Below are 26,357 nucleotides of genomic sequence, written 5' to 3'. Positions count from 1 at the left end.
GTGCTGAATCTAAGTAGAACAGCCAGCAATTACCGATCGCTCACGGGTCTAAGCAGGGTGGGTTAGTGAACAGCTGCCCACCCCATTGAAATTTTCACTCTGCCTTTGTCAACCTTATTTTGCTGTGTTGGTATTGCATTATGAATTCCTTTGTTGACCCTAATCAGCTTGAAAACTTCTTTAGTGCCAAACTCTCCGAACCTCCCTATTTTCTGCTGGCAGCCGGTTTATTTATTTGCCTCACATCCGGCTTAGCCTTCGCTGCATCGGTTCGCGCCGAAATGGGACGCTGGTACAAAAACCCCAATGTTGGGTCTTTCTCGCGCTGGATTCGGCTTCAGGTAGCTTTTCCCTTTGCGGGCGTTTTGCTGGGTATAGGGGTTGGGCTGGCAGCCACCCTCATGACTGTTGGGGTATCAACCGTGTTTGCCTGGATCATTACGCTGCTCGTAACCCCGCTTGCTGGAGGATTCCTCTGGTCACGCATTGGTAAACAAATGGGACGAGAAGCATTAAATTTTTACATCGATCAGCAAATGCACCACCAGTCCTAATGAATAAATTTGTTTGGGTTTGATTTTGTCCTTCTACTGATCCGTGCAATTTGTGATTTATGAATGGGGCAACTGCCCCTTTTTTAGGTCTGCTGCTTTTTGTGATTTGCTGCAAATCTCTAAACTAGAGCTAAAACTAGAACTGGGTCTCGCTGCTCCCTGACTCAAAAACCTTCTGTAGATTACAAAAGGCGATCGAATCTAGAGAGTAGCCAGACCCAGCAAATAAATAATCAGAACGATCGGCGAGTGATCAGTTCAACGCAACACCTTAGCGTTTACCGCGGTAGGGCACTTTGTTCAAGTAGTCGATATCCGATGCCCGCAAAGATTGGGAATAGTTCCCTTTTGCACCGATCGAAGATGCCATGTCGCGATACTTGCGCGGATCGCCTTCCTGCAACTGACGCTCCTGGAATTTGCGGTTGTAAAACTTCTCCACCACAAAACGCCAGTCGGTCTTGACGGTTCCTACGGTTTCGCGGAAGCCCTCACCGTAGCGGGGAGTCACTAGATTAAACGGACGACCTTCCATCCGCTTGCGCTGGTAAGGCACGGTGTTGTCGCCAAATGCCTGGGTATATTCTTCGCTGTCGAGCAGTGCATCAATAAAGCCATAGAAGCCCAGCGTTGCCACTTTGATCGACCAAGCGATTTTTTCGTCCTCATTGTAGGCAGAACGACCGAGCAGCCGTTTCAGGCAGATATCGACCAGACGATAGTTATCGTTGACCTCAACGACCTGGCTGTAAAACCGCTCAGACTTGGCTAAGCCACGAATAAAATCGCGTGTCGTAATCGCCCGGTTCTTGAGCTGAGACTCCAGCGCAGAGTGACGGTTGAACTTGAGCGTTTGATGCTCGCTAAACACCTGACGGTAGGAAGCCCAGATCACTTCCTGCATCTCCGAAGCGGAGGCAGCATCCTCAAGGCGATAGATGTAAGGTGTATCTTCGTTTTGATCTGCCGTGCCAAAGCTCTCAACACGGTGATTTTGTGTGGTTGGTCTGTATTTAAGCAAGGGCAATGCCATGCTAGATCTCCCTTGTGTAATCGTGATGTGCAAAATCGGGTTATCTCATTTTGGGGCTGTGCGGCGCAGCGTCCCTTGGCTTATTATCCCGTGGAATGGCGCGAAATGAATAGCCTTAGCCGCTTCTCTGGCTTTAGCCAATTGCTCCTGTCAGACTGGAGGCGAGCAGCGTGATCGTACAAACCAGAACCAGCAGCAGCAGCACTCCACTCACACGCCCCCAGTTAATCCCTGCTAGGAATCGAGCCAGGTCAAAGGGTCGATCGAAATCCAGCTCAAACCGAGGGGTTGGCACGTATGGCTTTGGCTGGGGCAGTTTGTCCCGGTAATCGGCTCCATAGCGAGGCGTAAAGCTAAAGGGGCGATCGCTTAAGCGTTTCCGCTGATAAGGAACGACCATATCGCCAAAGGTGCGAGTATATTCCTCGCTGTCAATTAGCGCATCAACAAACTGATGCCAGCCCTTCGTCGCAATTTGTATCGACCAGGCGATTTCTTCCTCGCTATTGTAGGGAGCACGACCCAGCAATCGCTTCAGGCAGATTTCGACCAGGCGATAGTTATTGTTTGGCTCAACCACTAGCTGATAAAACCGCTCAGATTTTGCCAGTCCCCGAATGAAATCGCGCACGTCGATCGATCGATTCTTAAGCTGCGTTTCCAGCGCAACATGACGGTTAAACTGGAGCATTTCCTGCTCATTAAACACCTGCCGATAGGCAGCGCGAATCAGAGCTTCTTGCTCAATAGGTGTGGTTGCGGCTTCCAGGCGAAAAACATAAGGAGTGTCCTCGTTCAGGTCAGCCGTTCCAAAGCTGGAAACTCTTTGGTTCTGGGTAGTGGGCTTATACTCAAGCAGAGGCAAAGTCATACCGATTCTCCTAATGAACTGCAATGAACGAGTCTAAATGTTCGATGTCGGAGGAGCAGTAGAAATCTCTTGCGGCGATCGAATTCAGTTTCTCCAGGCAGCAGGCAAGAGACTCAGTCAAAGACGTTCTTGAGTGCAGGTGTGATAGTCGGGGACGTTTATCCCTTAGGTCGGGGCAGTCCGCAAACTACCCTGACAGAATTGATTCAGCAAACGAGTAACTTGGAGCAGGAAAAGGTCAGAGTGTTTGATTCGCAGAATGATTCATGCGATCGTTCCGCTTTCCATGTCTTCAACCCTATCCATCAATTCAATTAATCGATGAATTGAATCAATTGACTGGTGCTCAAACTGCTCTATTTCACCCTTTACCGTACCGGAAAGCCCGCTGTGGTGCTAATCGAAACCCGCGTGTCCTGGGGTTTGGTGTCGCGGCTGGTATCAGGAATTTGAATATTCTTGGTACTCACCGGAGTCATTTGCTTCGGCGTAATCTTGATCGATCGCGCCATGTCCAGGAAGTTTTTCACATCGCCCCACTTATACCGCTCGGTTTCCAGGCGATCGCGCCAGTAATCGCCATAGCGAGGTGTCACCAGGTTAAACGGACGATCCTTGTAGCGACGACGCTGATAGGGAACGGTCGTGTCGCCGAAGTTGGTGCTGTACTCTTCGCTGTCTACCAGCGCATCCACAAAGCTATCAAAGCCAAGCGTGGCAATTTTGATCGACCAGGAACGCTTCTCGTCTTCGTTATAGGGAGCACGACCCAGCAATCGCTTCAGGCACACTTCCACAATCCGATAGTTGGAGTTTGTTTCCACTACCAATCTGCGGAAAGTTTCTGACTTTGCCAGACCTCGTACAAAGTCGCGTACGGTGATCGATCGATTCTTGAGCTGAGACTCCAGATCACTCTGACGGCTGCTGCGCAGGATAACGTGCTCGCTAAAAACCTGACGATAAGCTGCCCAGATCATTGCTTCCAGATCCGTGTTATCCGTGCAGTCTTCAAGCCGATAGATGTAGGGCGTGTCTTCACCAGGAACCTCATAGCCCGGAACTCGATGATTCCGTGAGGAGGGGGTGTATTCAAGCAGAGGAATGGTCATGGTGTTACTAAAGAGGAAATAAAGGAATAAAAGTAAATGATGAGAGCCGATGAGGAAAGGCGGATGGATGTGAGAAGGGCTGAAGATCCCTTCTAGTCCCCCTTTTATAAAGAGGTAAGTACCCGATGCAGATAGCCCTTAAGCAAATAGGAGGCTGTATGGCTCAAAGTTCTCCCTTTTTAAGCAGGATTTAAGGGATCTCGACCGTCTTGCCACCCACCTACAAACTCCTCTAAACCTTTGGCATGTTGTACAGATAGCGGTAGGGCAATGCCACATTGGTTGCCTTCACCGTCGGCTTTACTTCACCTGCACTGCGGCTCGAATCAGGAACCTTAATCGTGCTGGAAGTTGCCCGCGCCACGTCCCGCTGCGAATCCTGCTGCGGAATTAGGAGCGACTGCGCCATGTTAAAGAACATCGGCGACACTGCTTGACGAATAACTTTGCGATCGAGGTTGCCGGATTGATACTGCCGTACTTGGTAGTAGGAGCGAGTTTGCAGCTCCATTTCCAGCATTCGGTTCCGCCAGTAGTCGCTATAGCGCGGGTTGGTCAGGTTAAACGGGCGACCTTCCATCCGGCGACGCTGATAAGGAACCACATCATCGCCAAAGTTTTGCCTGTACTCGTCGCTGTCCACCACTGCATCAATAAAGCCGTGCAGTCCTTTGGTCGCAATCACGATCGACCAAGCAATCTGCTCATCTTTACTGTAGGATGCCCGTCCTAAAAACCGCTTGAAGGTGAGATCGACAATGCGATAGTTCGAGTTCAGGTCAGCAATCTCATCGCGGTATACGTCCGACTTGCCCAGCCCTCGAATGAACTCTCGCACTGAAATCGCCCGGTTCCGCAACTGAGATTCCAGCGCAGGCTGGCGATAGCTTTCCAGAACCAGATGTTCGCTAAAAATCTGCCGATAAGCTGCCCAGATGATCTCGTTTACGTCAGTATCCGAGATGGCGTGGCTCAGGCGGTAAAGGGTAGGGTCGTCCTCATCGGGGACATCGTAGCCCTCCACACGCTGATTCTGGGTCTTAGGAGTAACTTTGAGAAGAGGGATCGACATTGTTTAACCTAGTGTTTTGTGTACAAAGGGGGGAGTAGGAAAGGGGGAATAGGGAGTGGAAATAAGCTACTTGCCTGCCAGTTCCCGGAGTGCTTTCTGGCTTCTTGCCTGTACTGCTAAATCTGCATCCTGCTCCGCAATTTGCCGCAACTGCTGTTCGATCGCCGGATGCAAAGAATTGGCTGCACCTGCCAGTACCTCCAGTGCCCCGATTGCTGCATAGCGCAAAGACCAGTCGGAGTCCTGGCTAATTTTTATCAGCGAGGTCATCACCTGTTCTTGAACCGATGCCCTGTTGTCTTCAGGGAGCCAGTCCCAGCGAAGAGAACCGAGTCCCCTAGTTGCAGCCCGCCGCACACTCGGCGCAAAATCTGCTTCAGCCGCCGCCAGCAATACCTCTAGCGCACGCGGATCGCCAATACCCACTAGTGCCCGAATCGTCCAGGCTCTTGCGCCATAGTTGTAGTCGTCCACCAGGTCGAGCAAGGGCTGAACTGCGATCGCGCCCATTTGCACCAGACCCCGCACTGCGATCGCCGCAGCCCCCGGATTATTAAATCCCAGAGCGCGAATCAGCGTCGGAATGCCTGCCTCCTGCTGGGCTGCTGCCAATGCCTGCACCGCACCAACCAATCGTTCGGGCGAATCTGCCTGATCGATCGCATCAATCAGCGGCTGGGCATTAACGGAGTTAGAGATTGTCATCGGGCAAGAAAACATCAGAAAAGGTGAGGAATCGGGAATAGAGACTTAAACGAGTGAGCCAATTTGACAGGTTTGTTGTAGGGAGGATATCCCGCTTGCTACAGCAAACTGTCCATCAAATCCATCAGTTTCAGCGCGTCCGGCGACAGAGCAGCTCCCGATCGAACCTGATGTTCCAGCAAGCCTTTCAACGAGAACAGCTTGAAGCTATTTTCAGCGGCAGCCGTGGCAATTGCTTCAGCCGCAGGCAGATAGCCTACTGCTCCCAGGTCAGACAACGCAGCGCGACGCAAATTGATATCGCTTCCGGAAAGGGCAGCGACCAATCGATCGCCATACTGCGCCTCATCGGTGAGCTGATACATGGCGCGGGCAGCGGCATACTGTACTCGTCCCAGCGAATGAGCTAGGAAAGGCTGAATAAAGTCGATTGCTTCTTGCTGCCACGGGGTTCCGGGCGCGAGTGCCCCCAGAGCTTCCATGACTGCCTCGATCGGTTCTGCCAAGTGAGGACGACCCGGAACAGGCTGAGCCGCCTCCAGACCGCCTTGCAAAAGTGGCAACAGAGCTGGAACTGCCGACGCATCGCCAAGCATTCCTAAAGACTGTGCGGCTGACTCGCGAACATAAAAATCTTCGCAGGACAAACACGCTACTAACCCCGGAACCGCCCGTCGATCGTCTAGCTTACCCAATGCCCTTGCCGCATTTCGTCGCAGCGGATAGCCGCCCAACTCGGTGCGATCGGACTCGTCCTGTAAGGCTGTAACGAGCGCATCGACTGCCGCAGGCTCTTTAACGCGAAATTTGCCCAGCCACCAGGCAGCGTAGTACCGCAAGCTCAGGTCAGGATGGGTCAAATTAGCAATTGCCTGTTCGATTGTGAGGTCGCCTGGGGAGCCGCCGGGCTCAGAAGGATTATTCCGATCGATTGAAGATTCCAGCATGAAACACGCACCAATATGCAGGCAAACTGCCCGCCTAGAAGCGATTTAGCTTAACGAGTGAGATCAAGACCCTTAAAGCTGAATCGTTGCAAAGCACCTCCCCCACTGGGGAAACGGCAGGCTGACTGCCGCTGCCCAATCAATTTGCCGACGCCTGCGCCGACTCTTCTGCCGACAAAGGCTCGATATTGACAATCTTGCCGCCCATTCGCAAAATGCGCTGCATTTCTTCGTTCATCCGGTTATAGGGCACAGTGATAAACACGCTGCCGCTCCGACGAATCGAATAGTTATTGCGATCGTTTTCTTCGTTTTGACGCAGACCGACCACCTCATAACGGAACATCCGGCTTCCAGAGGGGCTATTTGCTGAACCACCAACCGCAGCTTGTCCAAACATGAGTCGAATACCTCCTGAATGAGCTGTTGAAATAAAAGCTGAAGTGCGTGCAGAGCGACAGGCTAAACCCCTTTTCTCCAAAGCAGCGGCTCACCTGAGGAATAAACCAGAGCAATGGGAAAAGCGACCCTAAAACCCATCGCCCAACACGCTATGCTAGCCTGACAGACGGATTACGCAGGCGAAACGCTCACAATCCTGCCGCCCTGACGGTGGATTTGCTGCATCTTGGGAAGCATCTGATTGTAGGGAACCAGGTATGCTGTGCTGCTACGCCGAACACTGGGATAGCCAGAGCCTCGCAGTCCCGCCACTTCCAAGCGATACATTCGGGCTTCGTCACCTGCAACCGAGCCGCCTAGGCACTTTGCAGGCGCAACATCGTTTGATGCCCGATAGTGGGACCAACCGCCGTTGCTGCTCGAAGGAGCCATAATCGACGAAGTTTTATTTTGCGCCAGTTCCCGTGCCAGACGCGAGTTGTTGCGCTCGGTTTGGGCACGATCGCTGTTGGCATAGCCACGATACAAACGGAACATCCGGTTAAAACCTACCGTTCTCGACCCGGTATGAACATCGAAGCCCCGGTAGTAGGGCACAATATTCTCGCCGAAGTTCGACTGGTACTCTTCCGAATCAACGTAGGAATCAATCTCAGCATCAAATCCCTGGTTCTCGTAAAGATCCAGGTGATTGATCACTTCGCTCTCATCGTAAGGAGCGCGACCCAACAAATGCTTGTAATTGAGTTCGATCACGCGCGTCTGGAAGTTGGGGTAAAGGAACTTCTCTTTATACAGTTCTGACTTCGCCACGCAGCGCACAAACTCTCGCACTGAGATCTTGCGATCGCGCAGCAGAGACTCTGCACTGGTCAGACGCTCTGACTTCATCAAATAATCGTTGCCCAACACCTGCCGATAGACGGCACGAATCACATTTTCTACATCCTCCCTGGTCGAAGTAGGACGCAGTTCTACCCGTGCCGAATCGCTAAATGCCGACGTGCCCAACCGGGACGCTGCTGTTGTCACAGCCATAGGTTATCTCCTCCAACTTATCTGTTCTGTCTTAACAGAGCGAGAATGCCAACAAGCAAGACGAGGCTAAGGAACGAAGAAGGAAAGGAAAATGAAACAAATTGCGAGTTAAATTTTAAAAAGGCAATACAGCATTTTCTAATTGAAGGAAAATAGAGCCGATCGTTTGGGGTTCCGAGCAGGCTTGCCCTTCATCCTCCATTCCTCATCCCTTTCCCCTAAATATCTTCAGATAGACGAACATTCTCAAATACTCGAATACCTGTAGATACACTAAGCCCGGAAAGATAAACCATCGCTAGCAAACAACCAGCAACCGCATACCTTTCCGGGCTGCACGATCAATTAGCTTAGAGCGTTGATCGCGTAGTCGATGTAGGCATTTGCTTCAACAGCAGCTTGACCTGTGATACCGTGGTTAGCCTTGATGTGCTTCAGAGCTTCCACATACCAGCTCGGAGACAGGTCAAAGGTGCGGTTGATTTCGTCCAAACCAGCAACCAGGTACTCATCCATGGGACCCGTACCACCTGCAACGAGGCAGTAGGTTACCATGCGGAGGTAGTAGCCGATATCGCGAGAGCACTTAGCCTTACCGCGAGCATCAGCAGCGAAGTTAGATCCCTGAGTTTGAGTCGTGTAGGGGAACTTTTGATACACTGCATTAGCTGCGCTGTCGACCAGCTGTTGAGCGTTGCTGGTCAGAGTGCGAGCAGCTTCCAGAGACGCGGCAGCACGCTCGTAACGACCGTACACCTGGGTCATTTCAGCGTTGCTGAGGAAACGACCTTGGGTATCAGCAGCAGCGATGGCTTCGGTAATGGGTGTCTTCATGTGATTATCTCCCTAAATTTGTAATCCTTGAAATGTTTGCGTTGAGACAAAGGTTTGTCATCGGTCACTGAACACAGCAAATAAACCGAGGACACTGACAAAGAACAAATTAAGCAACAGCCGCAGCAGCGCGATCGAAGTAGCTAGCCACTTCAGACATCAGCGCGGAGCAATCGCCCTTGGTGATGCCACTGGGGTCGTTAGCGAGTGAAACAGCAGCTTCCTTCATCTTCTGAACGCCAGCAGCTACAGAACCACCGGGAACACCCAGAGCTTGGTAGGTCTCACGCAGACCGTTCAGGCAACGATCGTCCAGAACGCTGGAATCGCCAGCCAGAGTAGCATAGGTCACATAGCGCAAGATGATTTCCATGTCGCGCAAGCAAGCAGCCATGCGGCGGTTGGTGTATGCGTTTCCGCCCGGCTGGATGAGCTGAGGCTGTTCTTCAAACAGAGCGCGAGCTGCGTTAGCAACGATCGTGGAAGCATTGCTGGTGATCCGGTTTACGGTGTCCAGACGCTTGTTGCCTTCTCTGACCAGACTGGTCAGTGCATCGAGCTGAGAAGTGCTCAGGAACTCACCCTTAGCGTCGGCTTGAGAAACAACCTTGGCGAATGCATCTAGCATGGACTCAATCTCCTAATTGTTTTAGTTAAGTTCGGTTTGGATTAAACCTGATTTAGGTTCAAGCTGGCTAAGCAACCTGAAGGAGAAATCACAGATTCGCTTCAGCTCTCTGATTGACCTCTTAGTTTGTCTCAGCCCTCATCTCAACATAATGGAAAGCTAAGAGAAATCTGAGAACAACTTCACATTTATATGAGAAACCAAAAGGCGTTGTACAAAGCAGCTTGGGTAGCGATTAGTCTGTCATTTTTGCCCTCCAGGTATTCTTATACAATGCTGTCGAGGCAGAATTTGTTACGAGTTATTGAGAACCGTCTCGGAATAGAGATAAGCGGCGAGAATTCCCTTTTCATCAGCATTTCAACGCAATTAACTCCGACAAAGCGTTACTTTTCTTTTCACACAACCTAAAGATTATTAAGTTGTGTAAATTGCGCTTTTTTTAAGTCGATGGCGAGAAAGGTTTGAAGTACAGGCATTCACATGTTTTATCAGGAAAACTGGTGGAAGCTATTGTGTTAAGTTATTTGAAGCATATTCCTTCGGTAGAATTTAAGTTTGGTAAAGGCATTCTGCGATACAGCAGCCTGGATAAATATTTCTTCTTTGTCAGAAATAGCGGTGAGGCGGTGAGTCAGTAGTGGGTAGGCAAAGGATAATTCCTTGGAGCGATTCCAACAGCGGTTTGATCTGGCAGCGTGAGAAACGAAGTTTGCTTGAAAACGATTAGCGATCGCGAAAGGATAACTCTATGCTTCCGTCCTGGCTGGTGATTGGGGGAGTGACCCTGGTAGTTGTAGGAATTGGGGGAAGTCTCAACCCGCCGGGAGGACTTCAGTGGTTCAGGCGGCTGCGGCGTCCCCGGTGGCTTACCTTTGAGGCAGCAATTCCCTTCATCTGGACGACGGTTTTTATCTGTGCTGCATGGTCTGCTTATATCGTGTGGGAAAAAGATCCAGGCAGTTCTAGAACCTGGCTGTTGATGGGCGGCTATTTGCTGCTGGAGATTCTCACCCTGGCATATAACCCAATAATGGAACTTCGCCGTAGCCTGATTACGGGCGCGATCATTGGCGCAACCGGGTTCTTCTGGGGAATTATATTGACCTTATTCGTGTTACCGATCGCTGGCTGGGCAGCAGTGTTGCTCATTCCCTATCTGCTTTGGAGTCCGATCGGCACTTACACCACCTGGGCAATGGCTCAGCTTAATCCGGCAGATGCTTGAGCCGTCCGCTAGAAGGGATTGGTGCACATCGTTTTAACGAACGCTGCAAGAAACGGTCATGACTTGCTGATACAAGAGCTTGTAAGCGCTTGACTAGGATGCAAACAGGTATCGCAGCCAAAGAGAACTATCATATGAAGCGGCTATACTGAGCAATACAGCTAGACTGTTGCAAAATTAGTGCAAGTTGTGCTTGCTGTTTCTTAACCGTCTAGGGGAAGTAGATATGGTTTGTTCTCTGTTTCGTTTGCGGAGGGGCATCTGGTTGACTTTGACGATCGCTGCCGTTGCTTTTTTAGTCATAAGCTGTAGCGAAGGAAAAGTTTCTCAGTGTAATCAGCTCATTAGCGTTGCGAACGAGGCGGTTGCTCAGGTGCAGTCCGTCACCCAGAGCACGGCTGCTTCTCCCGATGCTGGCAATTCCACGACAAATCCTGCAAATAACGTCGGAGCGATGAACCGAATTGCGGCAGCAGCAGACCAAGCGCGGGGAGAAATGGAAGCTTTAGAATTTGGCGATCAGCGTTTGACCGAGTTTAAATCTCGCTTTGTCGCGATGTATTCCGAAATTAGCGGTGCAACTCGTGAACTAGTCTCTAGTGCAACTGCAAGCAATTCTCAGGCGGCTCAGCAAGCCTTTAACTCACTTAAAACAGCGACCGACAAAGAAGCTCCGCTCGTCGAAGAAGTGAATCGCTATTGTGCCAATCCTCAATAGTGAATTCAGTAGGCGATTTGTAAGAGTTTGTTAAGAGGATGCTGAGGGCGCGGAAATCCTGCATTGCTCCTTAAATCCCTCAAACTAAATCCCTCAAACTAAATCCCTCAAACTTGGGGAATTTTGAAACGAACAGCAAACTCAAACTCTGCCATAGCAGGCAGCCCACGATCGCCTTGGATTAGCCTGCTGCATTTGCCATGCCCAGAGTTGATCGCCCCAGGAGAAGTGCCACCACTCGTTAGGATGCTGCAAAAATCCTGCTTCTCCCATGACCTGCTGCAAAAGCTGACGATGGGCGTGAAATCGAGCCGCTGTTTCTAGAGTCACGTCAGGACTGCGGGCTTGCCAGACTGCGATATCGGCAAAATGATTGGGATAGGAGCGCGGCGACAGCTCATCGATCGCAGAACCCATGTCTACCGTTTGCCCCATCTCATCGACCAGCGTGACATCGATCGCAGCTCCGGTGCTATGAGGTGGCGGCATGGCAGAGTTCGCACTGGGAACTGCCCAAAATTGATACACTTCCTGCCAGATTTTGGCTTGCTCTGATTTGGTGAGTTGGGCAAGCGTTAATCCGCGTTCTGCCAGGGTTGCGGTAAAGGTATAGTCCACCATAAACTGCTGCACCGCGATCGGACGATAGGCATCAAAAATCTGAATTCGCCAGCCAGGCCGCAGCGTTTGCAGCAAAGTCTGTGCCTGATGCAGTTGCTTTAATACACCCTGTCGTAAAAAGTAGGGTGACTTATTGCCGTAGGGCGCACCCAGCTTGATGTAAGCATGGGGCTGCTCTAGTGCAAACGCTTCGATTGGAATTGGCAAGAGCGGTTCGCCGCATTCAAGAATAGGAATTTGCTGATAGGGCTTCATGGCGATTAACAGTAAGCAGCGTTAATTAAAAATAATTAACAGTGAGCGGCAGTGAGCAGGAGTAAGTAACGGTAATTAACAGTGAGCAACGGTGAGCCCCTGTAGAAATTACCGAGGGGTTGAAGCGATCGTAAACCTCCTTGCATGAATCCCGCAGATCTACGCAGTGCACCAACTAAAACTGATTGTTACAGTAAGCCTAAACCAGCTCTCCTCGCGTTAAGCAAGCAACTAACTTGCGCTCCCGGATCATGCCCTATGACGAATCTAATTTCCCCTGACGCTTACCATGCAATCATGAGCCTGAAGCAATCGAAGAAACCCAGGATGCTGGTGGTCGATGACGAACCCGATAATTTAGATCTGCTGTATCGAACCTTTCGACGCGAGTACGAAGTTCTACGCGCAGAAAGCGGCGTTGTTGCTCTTGAGATTTTGGCGCAGCAGGGTGAAGTTGCTGTGATTATTTCTGACCAGCGAATGCCAGAAATGAAGGGGACTGAGTTTTTGAGCCGTACCACGCCTCAGTTTCCCGACACAATGCGGATTATTCTCACTGGATTCACGGATATTGAAGATCTGGTTGAAGCAATCAACTCTGGACAGGTCTACCGCTACATCACCAAACCCTGGGAACCAGAGGAACTCAAGCAGGTCGTTTATCGGGCAACCGAGGCTTATGAGCAGCTCAAGCAGCGAACTGAGGCACTGCATTGGGTACAGGCTCAAACAGCACTGCTCACTCAGATCGCTCAAATTGGGCAGTCTTCGACTCATCAGGAGTATCTTCAGCGGGTTGCTGCCGCCTGTGGTCGTGTGCTATCTGCCGATCGCTGTGTTTTGCAGCGAATTAAACAGAAGACGCTCAGCACCGCCGGAGTGTATTGCCTGGAAGAGTCAGACCTTGCCGCAGCCCAGGATGAGCTGGTCGATGATCCGTTAGTTCAGGCAGCAATCGAGACGCAGAGCCTGCAAATTGCTAATGACAAAACAGCAGATGTGCCGCTGCGTCTGGTAATTCCAGTTCTGCCCAAGGAGCGGGTATCCGATGAAGTTTTGGCAGTTCTTTCGCTTCAATGGCAGCAGTCTTACCCACTCCAGCCCCATCATCTGACGCTGCTAGAAGCGGTTTCTACGCTCGTTGGCATTATCCTCACCTGTGCTTCGCCCTGCTAGCTAACTTTTCCTGCTTAATTTTTTCCTGATTTTATCGTGCTCTTTGTACCGAAGGCTGAGGCTTTGTCTCTCCTTCGGTTTTCCACCGTTAAAGGTAGGGTTTATCGGTTGCGGTTCACTGTGCTTGCAGCCAGTCTTCCTGTGTAGGATCAAGGAGTAGTTATTTTTGCATCGCTGTGACTTCGCCTTCCCCCGCCCCGCCCCCTGCACAAGACGTTCGCGCCTTGTTCGATCGCATTGCCCCGGCATATGACCAGCTCAACGACTGGCTGAGTTTGGGGCTGCATCGTGTCTGGAAACAAATGACGGTTAAATGGAGCGATGCGCAGGTGGGCGATCGCTGCCTTGATGTATGCTGCGGTAGTGGCGACTTGGCTCGGTTGCTTGCGCGGCAGGTGGGCGGAATGGGAAAGGTCTATGGCGTGGATTTTGCCTGCGCCCAGCTTGAGATCGCCCATCAAAAAACCGTTCTCAGCAGTCGCACTGCACCGATCGTCTGGCAGGAAGGTGATGCGCTCGATTTACCCTTCGAAGCAGAAACGTTTGATGCAGCGACAATGGGCTACGGATTACGAAACGTCACGGATATTCCCAAAAGCTTGAGCGAACTGTACCGAGTGCTGAAACCGGGGGCAAAAGTTGCCATTCTGGACTTTCATCGCGCTGGCAACTCGACGATGCGAACTTTTCAGCAGTGGTATCTGGATCATCTCGTGGTTCCGGCGGCAGCCCAGTTTGGCTTACGTGACGAGTATGCCTACATCAATCCCAGCCTCGATCGCTTTCCGCTTGGGTCTGAGCAGGTTGCGCTTGCCAAAGCTGCCGGATTTTGCCATGCAGTTCACTATCCGATCGCCAGTGGCATGATGGGTGTTCTCGTTGCAACGAAATAAGATTTTATCTTCAAGATCTATCCCCCTTTACCTACCCCTTCTTTTTCCGACTGTGGACTTCACAACCCTCTGGACTCTGGCTGCTCCCCCGATCGTCGGTGGTGTAATTGGTTACTTCACCAACGATCTGGCAATCAAGATGCTGTTTCGTCCCTATCGGCCGTTATATTTGGGGGGACGCAAGCTGCCGTTTACGCCGGGGCTGATTCCCAGTAACCAGGAACGGCTGGCAAAGCGAATTGCCGATACGATTATGGGATCGCTGCTGACACCAGAAGAACTGCAAAATCTGGCTCGTAAGTTGCTGCAAACCGAGCGGATTCAGGGAGCGATCGAGTGGCTACTGAAACTCGCGCTTGATCAGGTGCAGGACAGAAACCAGGAAAAAGCGGCGGCGATCGTGGCAAACGTGCTGCACGACCTGGTAGGTCAGTCTTTGCCCAGAGTGGTCAAAGTGCTGGCGCGGCAAGAAGACTTTTTAGAAGCGCAGCTCAATCAGCTTTTTGACCAGGTGTTGCTGGAACTGCGGCTAACTGAACCCCAGGCAGAACAAGTTGCCGACTGGCTCCTGCAATCTGTCATTCCGCCGGATGTGCTGCGGCAGTTGATTGTTGATTTTCTCACCGATCGCAATATTAGAGTGATCGATGAAGGCTTTCGGGAAAAGACAAGCGGCACGTACTGGGTGGTGGCAAACCTGTTTGGGGTGCGAAACGCGCTGACCCGGTTGCGAACTTACTGCCTGGATGAGCGAGAAAGCAGCAACGTGCGGCTCGATGAACTGGTTCAATCGCTGGGGGTACGCGATCGGCTAAAGGAAATGCTGCAAAACCTGTCTCTGCAAAACCTGCCCGTCGCCACCGTGCGCCAAATCCGCAAAACTATGCGTGATGAGATCCGGCTGTATCTTCAGGACAAAGGCTCAGATCTGCTTCAGGGCATGAGTGATTCGATTGATTGGAACGAAGTTGCCAACCTGCTGCTGACTCGCCTGCGCACTTCGGAAGTCGTTTCCAGCTCGCTGCATCCCATCAGCTATGAACTAGCACTGATTCTGGAACGCTATCTGGAACGCGATCTCGAATCGCTGGTGGCTCAGGTTATTCCGATTCTCAATATCGATCAGGTCATTATCGATCGCGTCAAATCGACTTCTGCCGCCGACCTGGAGCTGGCAATTCAGGGCATTGTGAAAAATGAATTGCAGGCGATTGTGAATTTGGGCGGCGTTCTCGGCTTTGTGATCGGGTTGCTCCAGGTGGGTTTACTGCTGGTTCGATAGCAAGGACTGCTAAGGCAGTTTGTAGCTGGCAATGCGAATGCTCAACTCCCCCTGACGCGGATCGCGGCTAAAGACAAACGCGCCCTCTTCCACTTCATTCCTGGAGAGAAAGTCGATTGTTTGATCCCCAGATTCGGTCACGCCGTTGATTTCTAGCTCTCCCATCACCTGGACTGATTCAGCAGTTTTGCCGCCTGTATTGGTGACTTGATAAGGCACATAAAACTGTCCCGCTGCTTCGCGCACTTCTCCAAGCTGAGTTTGCACCGATAGCACTGGAGGGATATCTTTCTCGGTTGCCCATGCTAGCAGTACCAGACTGATGATTGTCCCCAGGATCAGGCAGGCGATTGTAAACGTAACCTGCTCAGCCGAAATTCGTCGCTGGGCTTGGGGTTTGGGTCTAATCGTGTTTTTCATATTGCAATTCGTCCTGCTGCGCCGCCGATCGTAGCTGGAAGTCCTAATAGCAAGGTCTGCTCCAGCCAGGAATTCCAGGGGTCGCTAAAATCGAGCCGATGAAAAAAGTAAAGCATGATGGCAGCCGTACTGAGGGAAAGCAGGTAGGAGACGATCGTTTCAGTGAATGGACGCTGAAATAACCCTCCCTCTTGAAGCCTGCGCTTCTGAGTTGTAAAGCCTGCCGCGAACACAATACAGTAGGATACCAGCAGCGACATGCCAATCACCACCAGCAGCCAGGGAGGAGAAATTGCTGCCGCCAGCATCGGCACTTCATCGGTCGGAGCAATACTAAACCCAATAAAAATACTGCCGATTAGCGTGGCTCCAATATCAGTCAGGGTTGAGTTAGAGCCTTGAGAACGAGGTGGCTGCCCTGAATCGTTTTCTTCATCGTTCCCACCCCGATTGCCCTGCAAAATCGATCGCGCCAGCCCTACGCCGATCGCAAATGGAACACTTTCAAACACAATCTTGCCAACTGCCTCATTCACCGACGTATCCCAGGTGATTTCTTGAAGCAAAATCAGCACCCAGGTTACGCAAACAATGCCGATCGCCAAGGCTTCAACGCTGTCTGTCAAAGCTTTCCGTATCTGGTCAGGATACTGCTGCCGAAATCCATCAGTTCTGTTGAGCAAAAACACGATCACATACGTCGATGCCAGCACCCCTAGCAGTCCACCTGCATCGGCATAAGATCCGATCCACCACACTTCCATCGTGTATATCAGGGGAATGCCAAATAAAAATCCTCCTGCCAATCCCCGCACGACATCCGCTAATTCCGATCGCCACTCTTGCCAACTGGGAAGCGTTAAACGTCTCACGATTTGTTAAGCCTCTGCCTTTTAAAACGGATGAATAAACAAACAAATCAAAATAATCAATGATTAATCAAATTTGATATCGCTTCTGATATCGCCTAAATCCATTCAAGTCAACTTAAACCAATAAAATTATAGGGTCCAGTTCTCACCAGAGTGATGAGAGCTGAACCCTAAGCAGAAACAATTAGACAACTCGACAAACTTGAGATACTCGTGCAATTTGCGAATGAACTAAAAGCCGATCGCTTCCCTAGGAAGCTGCTTTACATCGACCAGACAAACAACAGTGAATTTGTTGCTTGATGACTGCTTATACCGCACGACGGGTCAGCAAACCCCAGATGAACAGGGCAACGATCGCTCCAATAATTGCAACAATCAGACCAGGAATGCTCAGACCTGCTGCGGTAAGGGAAAGCGATCCAGTCGTGAGCAGGGCGTAAAGGCTACCACCAACAAAAGCACCAATAATCCCCAGGATAATCGTGCCGAAAATACCGCCGCCCTGATTGCCGGGATAAATTGCCTTTGCAATTGCACCAGCTAATAGACCTAACAAAATCCAAGCAAGAATATTCATGATTCAACCTCTATGTCATCACAAGCTTTCTATTCTTAGATTATCAAGTTGCTCCAGATTTCTTTTCTGCCGTAGGGTATAAAACTGTCGCTAAAATCCAGCTCCAATTTTGCGTTTTCCCTTAGGCTTTTCTTTACTTTTTTCTTTGCTTAGCTCCTGAATTGCTTCTTGAAAAAGGTTGTGCAGATGAATAGGAACACTGGCAATTTCTGGCAGCTCTGTTTCGATCGATTTATCAAATTCCTGTAACAAGTTAACCAAATCTGTTTCAAGGTTAAGTTGAGGACGGTCGAGTGCCGATCGCAGCACAATCTCTAATTGCTTTGGATAGAGCTGCGCAAGATGATACCAGACAAAAGCTGGAACTTCAGGATCGCGCAAATAGCGATTCACTAAATCCTGACCGTTAGGAATTGCTGTCCAATCTTCTGCCTCTAGCAGGCTGCAAAACTGATGGTAGGTCGGTAGAAAAACCTGTCCCCAGCGCGGATGCGTTAAAACCGTCACTTGTTCTGCTTTTTTCAGGCGATCGGGCAAATCGACTTTTGGAGTAACCATTTTGGCTTTGCCCTTGCCGTCAAAAAATTGGGCAACTTCCTTTGCATCTGCCCCCATTGAGGTTGCGGCTTCTGCAATTTCTTCCTGAGTCACGCCCGCTTCAGCCGTTAATTCTTCCAGGCTCTTAGAATCATCAATTCCAGCGTCGGTAAGTCGCCTTTGCGTTATGACTTCCTGAAACTCAGCTAACTTTTTATTAAGCTGATAGCCCGGCATTGTAATTTCAGCCGCACCAAAAAAGTCGGTGAATTCTTGATGATATTTCTCAACCGATTTCCAGGCTTCGGCTAATAGATCTGGAGCATCGCTATATAAATGGTTTTTATAATTGTCTTTGAAGTTGCCGATCGCGACTGCAAGTTTGGGCTTGCCTAGTTTTCCCATCTGTACCGGAGGACTAAAAAACATCCAGCCCTCACGAGTAACAGGCGCAATTTGAGTAAGGATAATTTCGCCTTCTTTAAGTCGCTGCATTTTGGCAGGATGATCAATCGGCGTGAAATAAACTCGATAAACTTTAGCAGTGAGCCAGTTCATTAATAAAAAGCCATCGTCATGGACGTGCTGAATTGCAAACACCCCCACAAAGCCGCGTCGCCAATGTTGAACGAGTTGCCGATCGTCTTCCGAAAGCTCAGCTTCGTCCTGGATGAATAAATCAATCGGCGTTTTATCGCCGGCATAGCCTTCTGCAATAAATCGATCGATCACTAGACTGCGCTGGTGCATATCTTGCTGTTTCGATCGCTTCATTTGTTCTGCACTGAATGCCTCTAGCGCAGTTGCAAGGTCTCCTTCAGCATCAAGTACATAATCTGAAAGAGCCTGCTTTAATTCACCAGCACGCTGCAAAATGCTATCCACAATGTGATCCTCAAACAGTGGTGATCTTTAAACAGTGATGCTCAGACAGCAATCCTCAAGTAACTCCCAAGCAGTAATCCTTAAATAGCCTGCGACTACCGTCTCCAAACATATGGAGTTCAAGGGCGATCGTCAAACCTCCTGGGATAGATTGCAGGCAAGAGAAATTTTGAGAGACAAAATGAGAAACAAAAAAGGCACTCAGGAAACTGAGTGCCATGCTATCGCATTCACCAATCTGTCTTGCTGCGTTCCGAATCCGTCAGCATTAAGCCTGACTCTTGAGATCCAGATTCGGATTGCGCTCTGCAAAATACTTGCTCAGGAATGTGTTCACAAAGGAGAGAATTACCGGAGCCAGAATGAGCCCCAGCAAACCGTGAACCGAGAAACCAGGGACAAAGGCGGCTGCCAACCAGAGGCACAGTCCGTTAACCACCAGAGAAAACGCACCGAGCGTCAGGAAGTTAATCGGCAAAGAGAGGGTAGCAATAATCGGACGAATCACCGCATTCACAAACCCGATCGCCACAGCTGCCACCATTGCGGCAACAAAGTTGTCAAGATCAACACCAGGCACAACCAGATCAACAACTAACAGGCTTAGTGCGGTCGCTAAAGTTGTAAAAAAAGCTCCCAACATAAAATCTTCCTCAAATTTGCTTCAACAATTCGATTTAACGTTCGCTTCAAATGAACTAATGATTTGCTGCGCTAAACATAAGTTGCTGCACCAAACGAAACGCGCTTTGTTGCAGTGCAGAAGATAAAAACAGAACGCAGATAAAAGCCCCTGCTGACTCGATCGGCTTTATCTTGCTTTCCATTTTGCGTGAAGAAAAATCGTTCGCCCTCTACAGTAGGACAGATCTCGCTCAAGCCACCCTAGCCGGAAAACTCTCTGCTCGAAGTCTTATCTCTTTCGCTGGATTTACAGAAATAAATTTCTTCCCGGAAAATGCTCTTATTAAAAACAATGCACTTTTGCTCAGGAACTATATGGCAAGCCCTATTGAATTCAAACTTTTTGCTCCGTATAACAATGGGGCTGCGCTGATTGGGTCTTTTTCAGATTGGCAAGAAATCCCGATGCAGAAGGGGGATGACGGCTATTTTCGCGTCACTGTTGATCTGAAGGACGGGTCGTATGAATACAAGTTTAAAGTGCAGTCAAGGTCCTGGTTTTTTGAGCCGGATCAGTGGGTTACTGTCACTGACCCTTACGCAACTGATATTAACGGCATGAGTGCAGAGGAAAACAGCATTGCTCATGTCAAAGACGGTGAGCGAATTGTTGATACATATGTGTGGCAATATGACGATCGCCCGCTGCCCGCCGATCACGAACTGGTGATTTATGAGATGCACATTGCCGATTTTTCAGGCGGCGAAGATGATCCCTATCCGCGTGGTAAATACAAGCACGTCATCGAAAAGCTCGACTATTTGTGTGAATTGGGAATTAATGCGATCGAGCTAATGCCTGTAAAGGAATATCCGGGGAGCTATAGCTGGGGCTACAATCCGCGCCACTTCTTCGCCCCTGAGACAAGCTACGGCACAACCGCAGAACTGAAGCAGATGATTGACGAATGCCACGCTCGCGGAATTCGCGTCATCATGGACGGAATTTATAACCACTCCGAGTCATCATCTCCCCTAACCCAAATCGATCACGACTACTGGTATCACCACGATCCCAAAGACGCAGAGTTCAATTGGGGACCAGAGTTCAACTACGAGCATTACGACGAAAACCTGCAAACCTATCCGGCGCGTCGCTTTGTCGGTGATACTGTGCGCTATTGGGTATCCGAGTATCACCTGGATGGCATTCGATATGATGCTGCCCGTCAAATTGCTAACTTTGACTTCTTGCACTGGATTGTGCAGGAAGCCAAGCAAACCGCAGGCGCGAAACCGTTTTACAACATTGCCGAATACATTCCTGAAAATCCTGCGATTACCAATGTAGATGGTCCGATGGATGGCTGCTGGCACGACAGCTTTTACCACACCGTCCTGCCCCATATTCTCGGCGATATGTTCGACCTGGAACGGCTGAAGGATGCGATCGATCCCAAACGTCAGGGTTTTCTGGGCGTGACGAACGTAATTCACTATCTGTCAAACCACGATCACAATCACGTGATGGCAGATTTTGGCGATCGAGGAATTTTAGGCGAAGCAGCCTTTCGTCGCCGCAAGCTGGGTGCAGTGCTGGTGATGACTTCTGTAGGTGTGCCAATGCTCTGGATGGGCGAAGAGTTTGGTGAATACAAACTGAAAACAACCGACCCCGCCAAACTGGACTGGACGCTGTTGAAAAACGAAGAGAATCTGGGTTTGTTTAAGTACTATCAGGGATTGATCGCGCTGCGGAAAAACAACCGCGCCCTGCATACAACCAACATTGATTTCTTTCACGGAAATCCTGATGCCAAGGTTTTTGCCTATGTGCGCTGGAACGAAGAAGGCTCACGGATTGTCGTCGTCGTCAACCTCTCCGATCAGTTTCTCGCAGGTTACCAAATTTCCCATTTTCCTGAAGATGGAATGTGGCACGAATGGACGAAAAACTACGACATTGAAGCCAAGAATGGTTTGTTGACGATCGACCTCGGCGAATACGAGGCGCAAGTGTTTGTCTGGCACTAGGGTTCACAAATCAAATTAGTAAAGCTGCACTGCTGCGTGAAATGAGTTGGCGAGAAAGAATAATCCTACTTTGCATTGCCTTTTCCGTTTGTGTCTAATTTCTGAAACCGCTAGAGTAGAGAAAAGAGACCTTAAAGCAGCGGCAGGAATTCATGGATAACGAACCGATCGTCCTTATGTCCAGTCGGGAGATCGAAAAGATGCGACAGGCGGGGCAAACGGCAGCTGAGCTGCTGGCATATCTGGAGCCAATGGTAAAGCCCGGAGTCACGACTCAGGAACTCAACGACGCGGCAGAAGAATGGACGCAAAAGCGAGGGGCAAAAAGCGCGCCTTTGGGCTATCCGAACGGCAGTAGCAATCCCTTTCCGCGATCGATCTGTACGAGTGTGAATGAAGTAGTCTGTCACGGCATCCCCAACATCAAGCAGATTTTACGGGATGGTGACATTATTAATATCGATGTCACGCCCCTGGTGGACGGTTATCACGGCGATACGTCGAAAACCTTTTTTGTGGGCACTCCTTCCCCGATCGCTCGTAAGCTGGTCGAAGTGACGGAAGAATGCTTATGGCGCGGAATCCGCGAAGTCAAACCCAACGCGAAAATTGGTGACATTGGCGCAGCGATTCAGGAATATGCCGAGTCTCAGGGCTTCTCGGTGGTGCGAGATTTTGTTGGGCATGGAGTCGGGCGCACCTTTCACACCGCTCCGCAGATTCCCCATTACGGCACACGCGGCAAAGGCAAAAAGCTCCGTCCCGGCATGGTCTTTACGATCGAACCCATGATCAACGAAGGAACCTGGGAAATTGAAGTGCTAGGGGACAAATGGACTGCTGTGACGATCGATCGCAAGTTATCTGCCCAGTTTGAACACACGGTGGCAGTGACTGAAGACGGCGTAGACATTCTCACGCTACCGCCCGCTTTAGTTCCGGCTTAGGAAGCGACTGTAGAGAAACAAGTCAATTTCTGTGAGGGTTCCAGCTTGAGTAGCCTCCTAGACTCCCAAAACTGGAGAAGTTTGAATGCTGAATCCAGCTCAGTTTCTTCCAGACCGGGTGGCACTAGGAGGCGAGATGTAGCAGTAGTGCACTGCTCCGTTTCCTGGAGTTTTCTAGAAAACAATCTGTCGCCCGATCGCAAACTTTAGCAGTCGATCGGGTGTTTTGCTGTATCTCAGGAGTTTCCAGCGCAGAAATCGCCCGGTGAGCAGCCGTCCGATGCCCTTGAGCCGAGCATAAAGGCGTGCCTGATAAAAATGCCAGTAGCGATTTGAGCTTGTGCCTGCGTAATCGGGCAGAAATGCCAGTTTTCCGGCTAACACATCGGCTCGATGAATGCCGCTCATCCCGTTCTGCTGATGTTCAGGATTCGATCGTCCTCCATGTTCGCCATAGTTACGATAGGCGATGTAGTTTTTAAAGCCGCGAATTCGCAGATATTTCTCGATATTAGAGTCGAAGGTACAGTAGCCTGTGCCCTGCTTCTCGGTGACCTGATCGGCCAGTCCGCAAAGCGTTGCTGCCCCTTCTGGGGTGAGAATATAAGCGACCAGTCCCGTCGAAAATCCTTCGGCATAGCCGTCTGTCGAGAGGGAATATACCTGAGGCGCACAGGTATAAAGCCAGCAGATGCCGACGTTTGGCTGCTCTAAATTAAATGGAAGCGGCAAGTTCCCCATGCCTACCACAGGCACAAAATCTGCTTCAACAATCAGCGTCGGGCGATCGGACTGGGCGGCTTGCTTCCAGGCGTGCTGATGGTTCAGCATACAGCGATAGGTCGCAGCACAATCCTGATATTCAGGGCTATCGTTTTGTCGCAGCACTTCACAGTCAAATCCCAGGAAGGTGAGAACTGCTTCCAGTCGATCGGTATTTTCGCGGTAGGCAATGATCAAGGCTTGTCCGATCGCCTGATTCAGCGGCTGAATGGACGAGCTAATTGACGACTGGGGTGATGGTTTTAACTCGAGACTGCTGGCTGTGATACTGCTGGCTGTAATGTATTGCATAAGCTGCACTGCATCTAAAAATAATTGTCCGCAGTCTATCCAGGCACAAGGGTTGCCCGCCTGAGAATTTTCACGGGATTCGCCTCGCCTCCTGATAGAGTGGGGAAGAGTCGTCTGGACGCTGATGAGTTGCCATGAGTTCGATCGCCCCAAGTCTTGCCCAATCGGTTGAACGCATTCTCGGTGCAGGGGGAGTCGTTTCGTGGGATGCGGCTGATCTGATGCTTCGATCGCAAATTTCCCAGGCAGTCACTCCCAGCACTCAAATTGACTGTATTGCCTATCCTGAAACGCAGGAACAGCTTGCCGAACTCATAGCCTGCGCGGCACAAAATCGCTGGCGAGTGTTCCCCTGCGGAAGTGGCAGCAAGCTGCACTGGGGCGGACTGGCGGGCGGAATTAATTTAGTGATCAGCACCGCTCGGATGAATCGCCTGATCGAACATGCCATTGGCGATCTCACCGTTACCGTAGAAGCAGGAATGCGGCTGGCAGACCTTCGGGCAATCCTGGGGAAAGAAGGACAGCTTCTCGCGATCGATCCTGCCTATCCAGGCCAAGCAACGGTCGGCGGTATTGTGGCAACCGGAGATACAGGCTCACTGCGCCAGCGATACAACAGCGTCCGGGATATGGTGATCGGCATTTCTTTTATACGATCGGATGGCCAGGTGGCAAAAGCAGGCGGACGGGTCGTGAAAAACGTTGCGGGCTACGACCTGATGAAGCTGCTCACGGGTTCTTACGGAACGCTCGGTATGATTAGCCAGATTACCTTCCGCATTTATCCCTTACCTGCCGCTTCTCAAACAGTGGTTCTCACAGGGAATTCAGCGGCGATTGCTCAGGCAGCCTCCACTCTGCTTGCGTCTAGCTTGACTCCGAGCGCGATCGATCTCATTGATGACCGCACAGTAGGAGCCTTGGGACTGGGGGAAGGCGTGGGACTGATGAGTCGCTTTCAGACGATCGAAGTCAGTATCAAGAAACAAACGGAGCAGCTTTTTGCCCTGGAACAGAATCTGGGTTTAGCGGTAACGGTGCAATCCGGCGATGATGAAATGGCTCTGTGGCAACAATTACGAGAAAGAATCGAAACTGACCCCCAACCGTCTACCGTAACCTGCAAAATAGGAGTGTTACCCGCTCAAGCAGTCCAGACGTTGGCGCAGTTCAGCCAGATCGGTGCTGATATGACAGTTGCTCAGATTCACGCCGGAAGTGGTTTAGGCGTTTTGCGGTTTGAATCGATCACCCTCGATGCGCTGCTGAAGCTGCGATCGATCTGCCAGGCACAGGGTGGCTTTCTCTCAGTGCAGGCGGCTCCTCTGGCTCTTAAACAAGCGATCGATGTGTGGGGCAGTTCTGGTTCTTCGTTGGATCTGATGCGTCGCATTAAGCAACAGTTTGACCCGCAATTCCTTTTCAGTTCCGGTCGGTTCGTCGGTGGAATTTAACCCATGACCACAGAATACAGAATTCCTGATACGTCCTATAGTCCTGAGTCTGCTCTGGCTCCCTCAGAAAAAAACTTTGACGCGCAGCATCCGCCCGATCCCAAGCTAATCGATGCCTGCGTTCACTGTGGCTTTTGCCTCTCCACCTGCCCCAGCTATCGCGTGATCGGCAAAGAGATGGACTCGCCGCGCGGACGCATTTATCTGATGGATGCAATCAACGAGGGTCGGGCTCCCCTGAACGAGGCAACGGTGCAGCACTTCGATTCCTGTCTGGGCTGCCTTGCCTGCGTCACCACCTGTCCATCGGGCGTACAGTACGACAAGCTGATTGCCGCGACCCGTCCCCAGATTGAGCGCAACTATTCCCGCAGTTTGGGTGATCGTCTTTTCCGTCAACTTCTGTTCACCTTTTTCCCCCATCCCGATCGCCTGAGAATGCTGCTGGCTCCCCTGATGCTCTATCAGAAACTGGGAATGCCTCAGTTGGTGCGGGCAACGGGGTTGCTGAAAAAATTCTCTCCCCGGCTGGCGGCAATGGAAACGCTGTTGCCCGAAGTGACAGTGAAATCTTTCCAGGACAATTTGCCGACGATCGTTCCGGCGAAGGGCGAAAAGCGGTATCGGGTGGGCATGATTCTCGGCTGTGTGCAGCGATTGTTTTTTAGCGACGTGAACGAAGCCACTGCCAGAGTCCTGACTGCGAACGGCTGCGAAGTGGTGATTCCCAAATCTCAGGGTTGCTGTGCCGCACTCCCCCACCACCAGGGACAGGAAGCCGATGCCCAGGCACTTGCCCGCCAGATGATCGACAGCTTCGAGGATACGGGAGTCGATGCAATCATCATTAACGCTGCGGGATGTGGTCACACGCTGAAGGACTACGGACACCTGTTGCAGGACGACCCAGCGTATCGTGAGAAGGCGAAAGCATTTTCTGCCAAAGTCAAAGATGTACAGGAATTTTTGTGGGCGATCGGCTTAACTGCCAAACTCTCCCCCTTGCAAAGCGAACCTCTAGCAATCGTCTATCAGGATGCCTGTCACCTGCTCCACGGACAAAAGATCAGCCTCCAGCCTCGCCAACTCCTGCGGCAAATTCCGGGTGTAACTTTGAAAGAGCCGATCGATGCAGCCCTTTGCTGCGGTAGTGCAGGCGTTTACAATATGCTCCAGCCAGAAGTGGCGGAAGAACTGGGTCAGCAAAAGGTGCGAAATCTTCTCAACACGGGAGCCAGTCTGATCGCTTCTTCTAATCCGGGCTGCTCGCTACAAATCCTAAAACATTTGGAATTACAGGGTAAAACGATGTCGTTGTTTCACCCGATCGCGCTACTGGATCTCTCAATTCGCGGTATTCCTTTACAAGCGGCTGATACAAGATGCTGAATAAATAGTTAATCCTTAAATTCCGGTGGTGAGTTACCTATTTCTTTAGAAGAACGGCTTGCAGCAGTAGAAAGGGCGATCGCTGAGTTGCAGAAACAGGCTGCAACTTCTTAAGCGAATAACTTTAATCGAATAACTGGCTCTAATCTATCACCGAGTCTTTTAAGGA

Annotated in this window: 27 protein-coding genes and 1 pseudogene; 11 read left to right on the top strand and 17 right to left on the bottom strand. The window is 50.7% G+C overall.

Translation table 11 applies throughout. The features are described from left to right. Positions 1-140 precede the first annotated feature (140 nt). Positions 141-554 (top strand): hypothetical protein, encoded by a 414-nt coding sequence (locus tag NDA02_RS04415; RefSeq protein WP_190790073.1) that lies wholly within the window; start codon positions 141-143, stop codon positions 552-554. Positions 555-825: 271 nt separating this feature from the next. Here NDA02_RS04415 and NDA02_RS04410 read toward each other — a convergent pair whose 3' ends face one another. From NDA02_RS04410 to NDA02_RS04365, 10 genes are all read right to left on the bottom strand, one after another. Beyond that, a complete protein-coding gene (locus NDA02_RS04410) occupies positions 826-1,587 on the bottom strand; it encodes a phycobilisome rod-core linker polypeptide (RefSeq protein ID WP_190790074.1) in 762 nt (253 codons plus the stop codon). A 133-nt stretch (positions 1,588-1,720) separates the two neighbouring features. Beyond that, a complete protein-coding gene (locus NDA02_RS04405; RefSeq protein WP_348254462.1) occupies positions 1,721-2,458 on the bottom strand; it encodes a phycobilisome rod-core linker polypeptide in 738 nt (245 codons plus the stop codon). A gap of 368 nt (positions 2,459-2,826) precedes the next feature. Continuing rightward, complete coding sequence (locus tag NDA02_RS04400) at positions 2,827-3,570, bottom strand: phycobilisome rod-core linker polypeptide (protein ID WP_190790815.1); 744 nt, start codon at positions 3,568-3,570, stop codon at positions 2,827-2,829. A 232-nt stretch (positions 3,571-3,802) separates the two neighbouring features. Continuing rightward, positions 3,803-4,642, bottom strand: a complete 840-nt coding sequence (locus tag NDA02_RS04395; RefSeq protein WP_190790816.1) for a phycobilisome rod-core linker polypeptide — start codon at positions 4,640-4,642, stop codon at positions 3,803-3,805. A 66-nt stretch (positions 4,643-4,708) separates the two neighbouring features. Then, complete coding sequence (locus NDA02_RS04390) at positions 4,709-5,347, bottom strand: HEAT repeat domain-containing protein (protein WP_190790817.1); 639 nt, start codon at positions 5,345-5,347, stop codon at positions 4,709-4,711. A gap of 98 nt (positions 5,348-5,445) precedes the next feature. Further along, the gene (locus NDA02_RS04385; protein ID WP_190790818.1) at positions 5,446-6,294 is read right to left on the bottom strand and encodes a HEAT repeat domain-containing protein; all 849 of its coding nucleotides are present in this window, start codon (positions 6,292-6,294) and stop codon (positions 5,446-5,448) included. 139 nt (positions 6,295-6,433) lie between these two features. Continuing rightward, positions 6,434-6,694 carry a phycobilisome linker polypeptide gene (locus NDA02_RS04380; RefSeq protein WP_190790819.1) on the bottom strand — a complete coding sequence of 87 codons (261 nt, stop codon included), beginning with the start codon at positions 6,692-6,694 and terminating at the stop codon, positions 6,434-6,436. Between the two features lie 173 nt (positions 6,695-6,867). Beyond that, complete coding sequence (locus tag NDA02_RS04375; protein WP_348247862.1) at positions 6,868-7,734, bottom strand: phycobilisome linker polypeptide; 867 nt, start codon at positions 7,732-7,734, stop codon at positions 6,868-6,870. 345 nt (positions 7,735-8,079) lie between these two features. After that, positions 8,080-8,568, bottom strand: a complete 489-nt coding sequence (gene cpcA, locus NDA02_RS04370; RefSeq protein WP_190790087.1) for a phycocyanin subunit alpha — start codon at positions 8,566-8,568, stop codon at positions 8,080-8,082. A gap of 109 nt (positions 8,569-8,677) precedes the next feature. Beyond that, on the bottom strand, positions 8,678-9,196 hold the full coding sequence (locus NDA02_RS04365) for a phycocyanin subunit beta (protein WP_190790088.1): 519 nt from the start codon (positions 9,194-9,196) through the stop codon (positions 8,678-8,680). A gap of 503 nt (positions 9,197-9,699) precedes the next feature. Between NDA02_RS04365 and NDA02_RS04360 the strand changes: the two genes are divergently transcribed. The 3 genes from NDA02_RS04360 (at position 9,700) to NDA02_RS04350 (ending at position 11,142) form a co-directional block, all read left to right on the top strand. Next, positions 9,700-9,837, top strand: a complete 138-nt coding sequence (locus NDA02_RS04360; protein ID WP_190790089.1) for a hypothetical protein — start codon at positions 9,700-9,702, stop codon at positions 9,835-9,837. Positions 9,838-9,947: 110 nt separating this feature from the next. Then, a complete protein-coding gene (locus tag NDA02_RS04355) occupies positions 9,948-10,424 on the top strand; it encodes a TspO/MBR family protein (RefSeq protein WP_190790090.1) in 477 nt (158 codons plus the stop codon). Positions 10,425-10,650: 226 nt separating this feature from the next. Continuing rightward, positions 10,651-11,142 (top strand): hypothetical protein, encoded by a 492-nt coding sequence (locus NDA02_RS04350; protein ID WP_190790091.1) that lies wholly within the window; start codon positions 10,651-10,653, stop codon positions 11,140-11,142. A 141-nt stretch (positions 11,143-11,283) separates the two neighbouring features. On the opposite strand, the gene NDA02_RS04345 is transcribed toward NDA02_RS04350, so the two are convergent. Next, entirely contained in the window at positions 11,284-12,018 is a 735-nt protein-coding gene (locus NDA02_RS04345) for a M15 family metallopeptidase (RefSeq protein ID WP_190790092.1), read from the bottom strand. 258 nt (positions 12,019-12,276) lie between these two features. Here NDA02_RS04345 and NDA02_RS04340 point away from each other — a divergent pair, with 258 nt between their 5' ends. The 3 genes from NDA02_RS04340 (at position 12,277) to NDA02_RS04330 (ending at position 15,369) form a co-directional block, all read left to right on the top strand. Continuing rightward, positions 12,277-13,194, top strand: coding sequence for a response regulator (locus tag NDA02_RS04340; RefSeq protein ID WP_190790093.1), 918 nt, complete (start codon positions 12,277-12,279; stop codon positions 13,192-13,194). A gap of 176 nt (positions 13,195-13,370) precedes the next feature. Continuing rightward, a complete protein-coding gene (gene ubiE, locus NDA02_RS04335; RefSeq protein ID WP_190790094.1) occupies positions 13,371-14,087 on the top strand; it encodes a bifunctional demethylmenaquinone methyltransferase/2-methoxy-6-polyprenyl-1,4-benzoquinol methylase UbiE in 717 nt (238 codons plus the stop codon). 52 nt (positions 14,088-14,139) lie between these two features. Next, positions 14,140-15,369, top strand: a complete 1,230-nt coding sequence (locus NDA02_RS04330) for a DUF445 family protein (RefSeq protein ID WP_190790095.1) — start codon at positions 14,140-14,142, stop codon at positions 15,367-15,369. 9 nt (positions 15,370-15,378) lie between these two features. Here the strand turns inward: NDA02_RS04330 and NDA02_RS04325 are convergent, their stop codons facing one another. The 5 genes from NDA02_RS04325 to NDA02_RS04305 form a co-directional block, all read right to left on the bottom strand. Then, positions 15,379-15,789 (bottom strand): TIGR02588 family protein, encoded by a 411-nt coding sequence (locus NDA02_RS04325; RefSeq protein ID WP_190790096.1) that lies wholly within the window; start codon positions 15,787-15,789, stop codon positions 15,379-15,381. Beyond that, the gene (locus tag NDA02_RS04320) at positions 15,786-16,661 is read right to left on the bottom strand and encodes a TIGR02587 family membrane protein (RefSeq protein WP_190790097.1); all 876 of its coding nucleotides are present in this window, start codon (positions 16,659-16,661) and stop codon (positions 15,786-15,788) included. Before NDA02_RS04320 ends, NDA02_RS04325 begins: the two co-directional genes overlap by 4 nt. Before the next feature lie 310 nt (positions 16,662-16,971). Continuing rightward, entirely contained in the window at positions 16,972-17,241 is a 270-nt protein-coding gene (locus tag NDA02_RS04315) for a GlsB/YeaQ/YmgE family stress response membrane protein (RefSeq protein ID WP_190792474.1), read from the bottom strand. Between the two features lie 90 nt (positions 17,242-17,331). Then, a complete protein-coding gene (locus NDA02_RS04310; protein WP_190792475.1) occupies positions 17,332-18,663 on the bottom strand; it encodes a hypothetical protein in 1,332 nt (443 codons plus the stop codon). A 268-nt stretch (positions 18,664-18,931) separates the two neighbouring features. Beyond that, positions 18,932-19,306: a phage holin family protein gene (locus NDA02_RS04305; protein WP_190792476.1), complete on the bottom strand. Its 375-nt coding sequence runs from the start codon at positions 19,304-19,306 to the stop codon at positions 18,932-18,934. Positions 19,307-19,662: 356 nt separating this feature from the next. Here NDA02_RS04305 and NDA02_RS04300 point away from each other — a divergent pair, with 356 nt between their 5' ends. Together NDA02_RS04300 and map are read left to right on the top strand one after the other, a co-directional pair. Next, positions 19,663-21,321 carry an alpha-amylase family glycosyl hydrolase gene (locus tag NDA02_RS04300; protein WP_190792477.1) on the top strand — a complete coding sequence of 553 codons (1,659 nt, stop codon included), beginning with the start codon at positions 19,663-19,665 and terminating at the stop codon, positions 21,319-21,321. Between the two features lie 143 nt (positions 21,322-21,464). Continuing rightward, positions 21,465-22,268 (top strand): annotated as a pseudogene (gene map, locus NDA02_RS04295) (type I methionyl aminopeptidase); the annotation flags it as partial. A 174-nt stretch (positions 22,269-22,442) separates the two neighbouring features. Here map and NDA02_RS04290 read toward each other — a convergent pair. Next, complete coding sequence (locus NDA02_RS04290; protein WP_242067394.1) at positions 22,443-23,342, bottom strand: LPS biosynthesis glycosyltransferase; 900 nt, start codon at positions 23,340-23,342, stop codon at positions 22,443-22,445. Between the two features lie 134 nt (positions 23,343-23,476). Between NDA02_RS04290 and NDA02_RS04285 the strand changes: the two genes are divergently transcribed. Next, positions 23,477-24,799, top strand: coding sequence for an FAD-binding oxidoreductase (locus tag NDA02_RS04285; RefSeq protein WP_190792479.1), 1,323 nt, complete (start codon positions 23,477-23,479; stop codon positions 24,797-24,799). A 3-nt stretch (positions 24,800-24,802) separates the two neighbouring features. After that, positions 24,803-26,188 (top strand): heterodisulfide reductase-related iron-sulfur binding cluster, encoded by a 1,386-nt coding sequence (locus NDA02_RS04280; RefSeq protein ID WP_348247871.1) that lies wholly within the window; start codon positions 24,803-24,805, stop codon positions 26,186-26,188. Positions 26,189-26,357 lie beyond the last annotated feature (169 nt).

Source organism: Leptolyngbya sp. ST-U4, assembly GCF_039962215.1.
In the GTDB taxonomy this organism is placed as follows: domain Bacteria; phylum Cyanobacteriota; class Cyanobacteriia; order Elainellales; family Elainellaceae; genus Leptolyngbya_A.
This window is presented reverse-complemented; position numbering and strand designations above follow the sequence as displayed.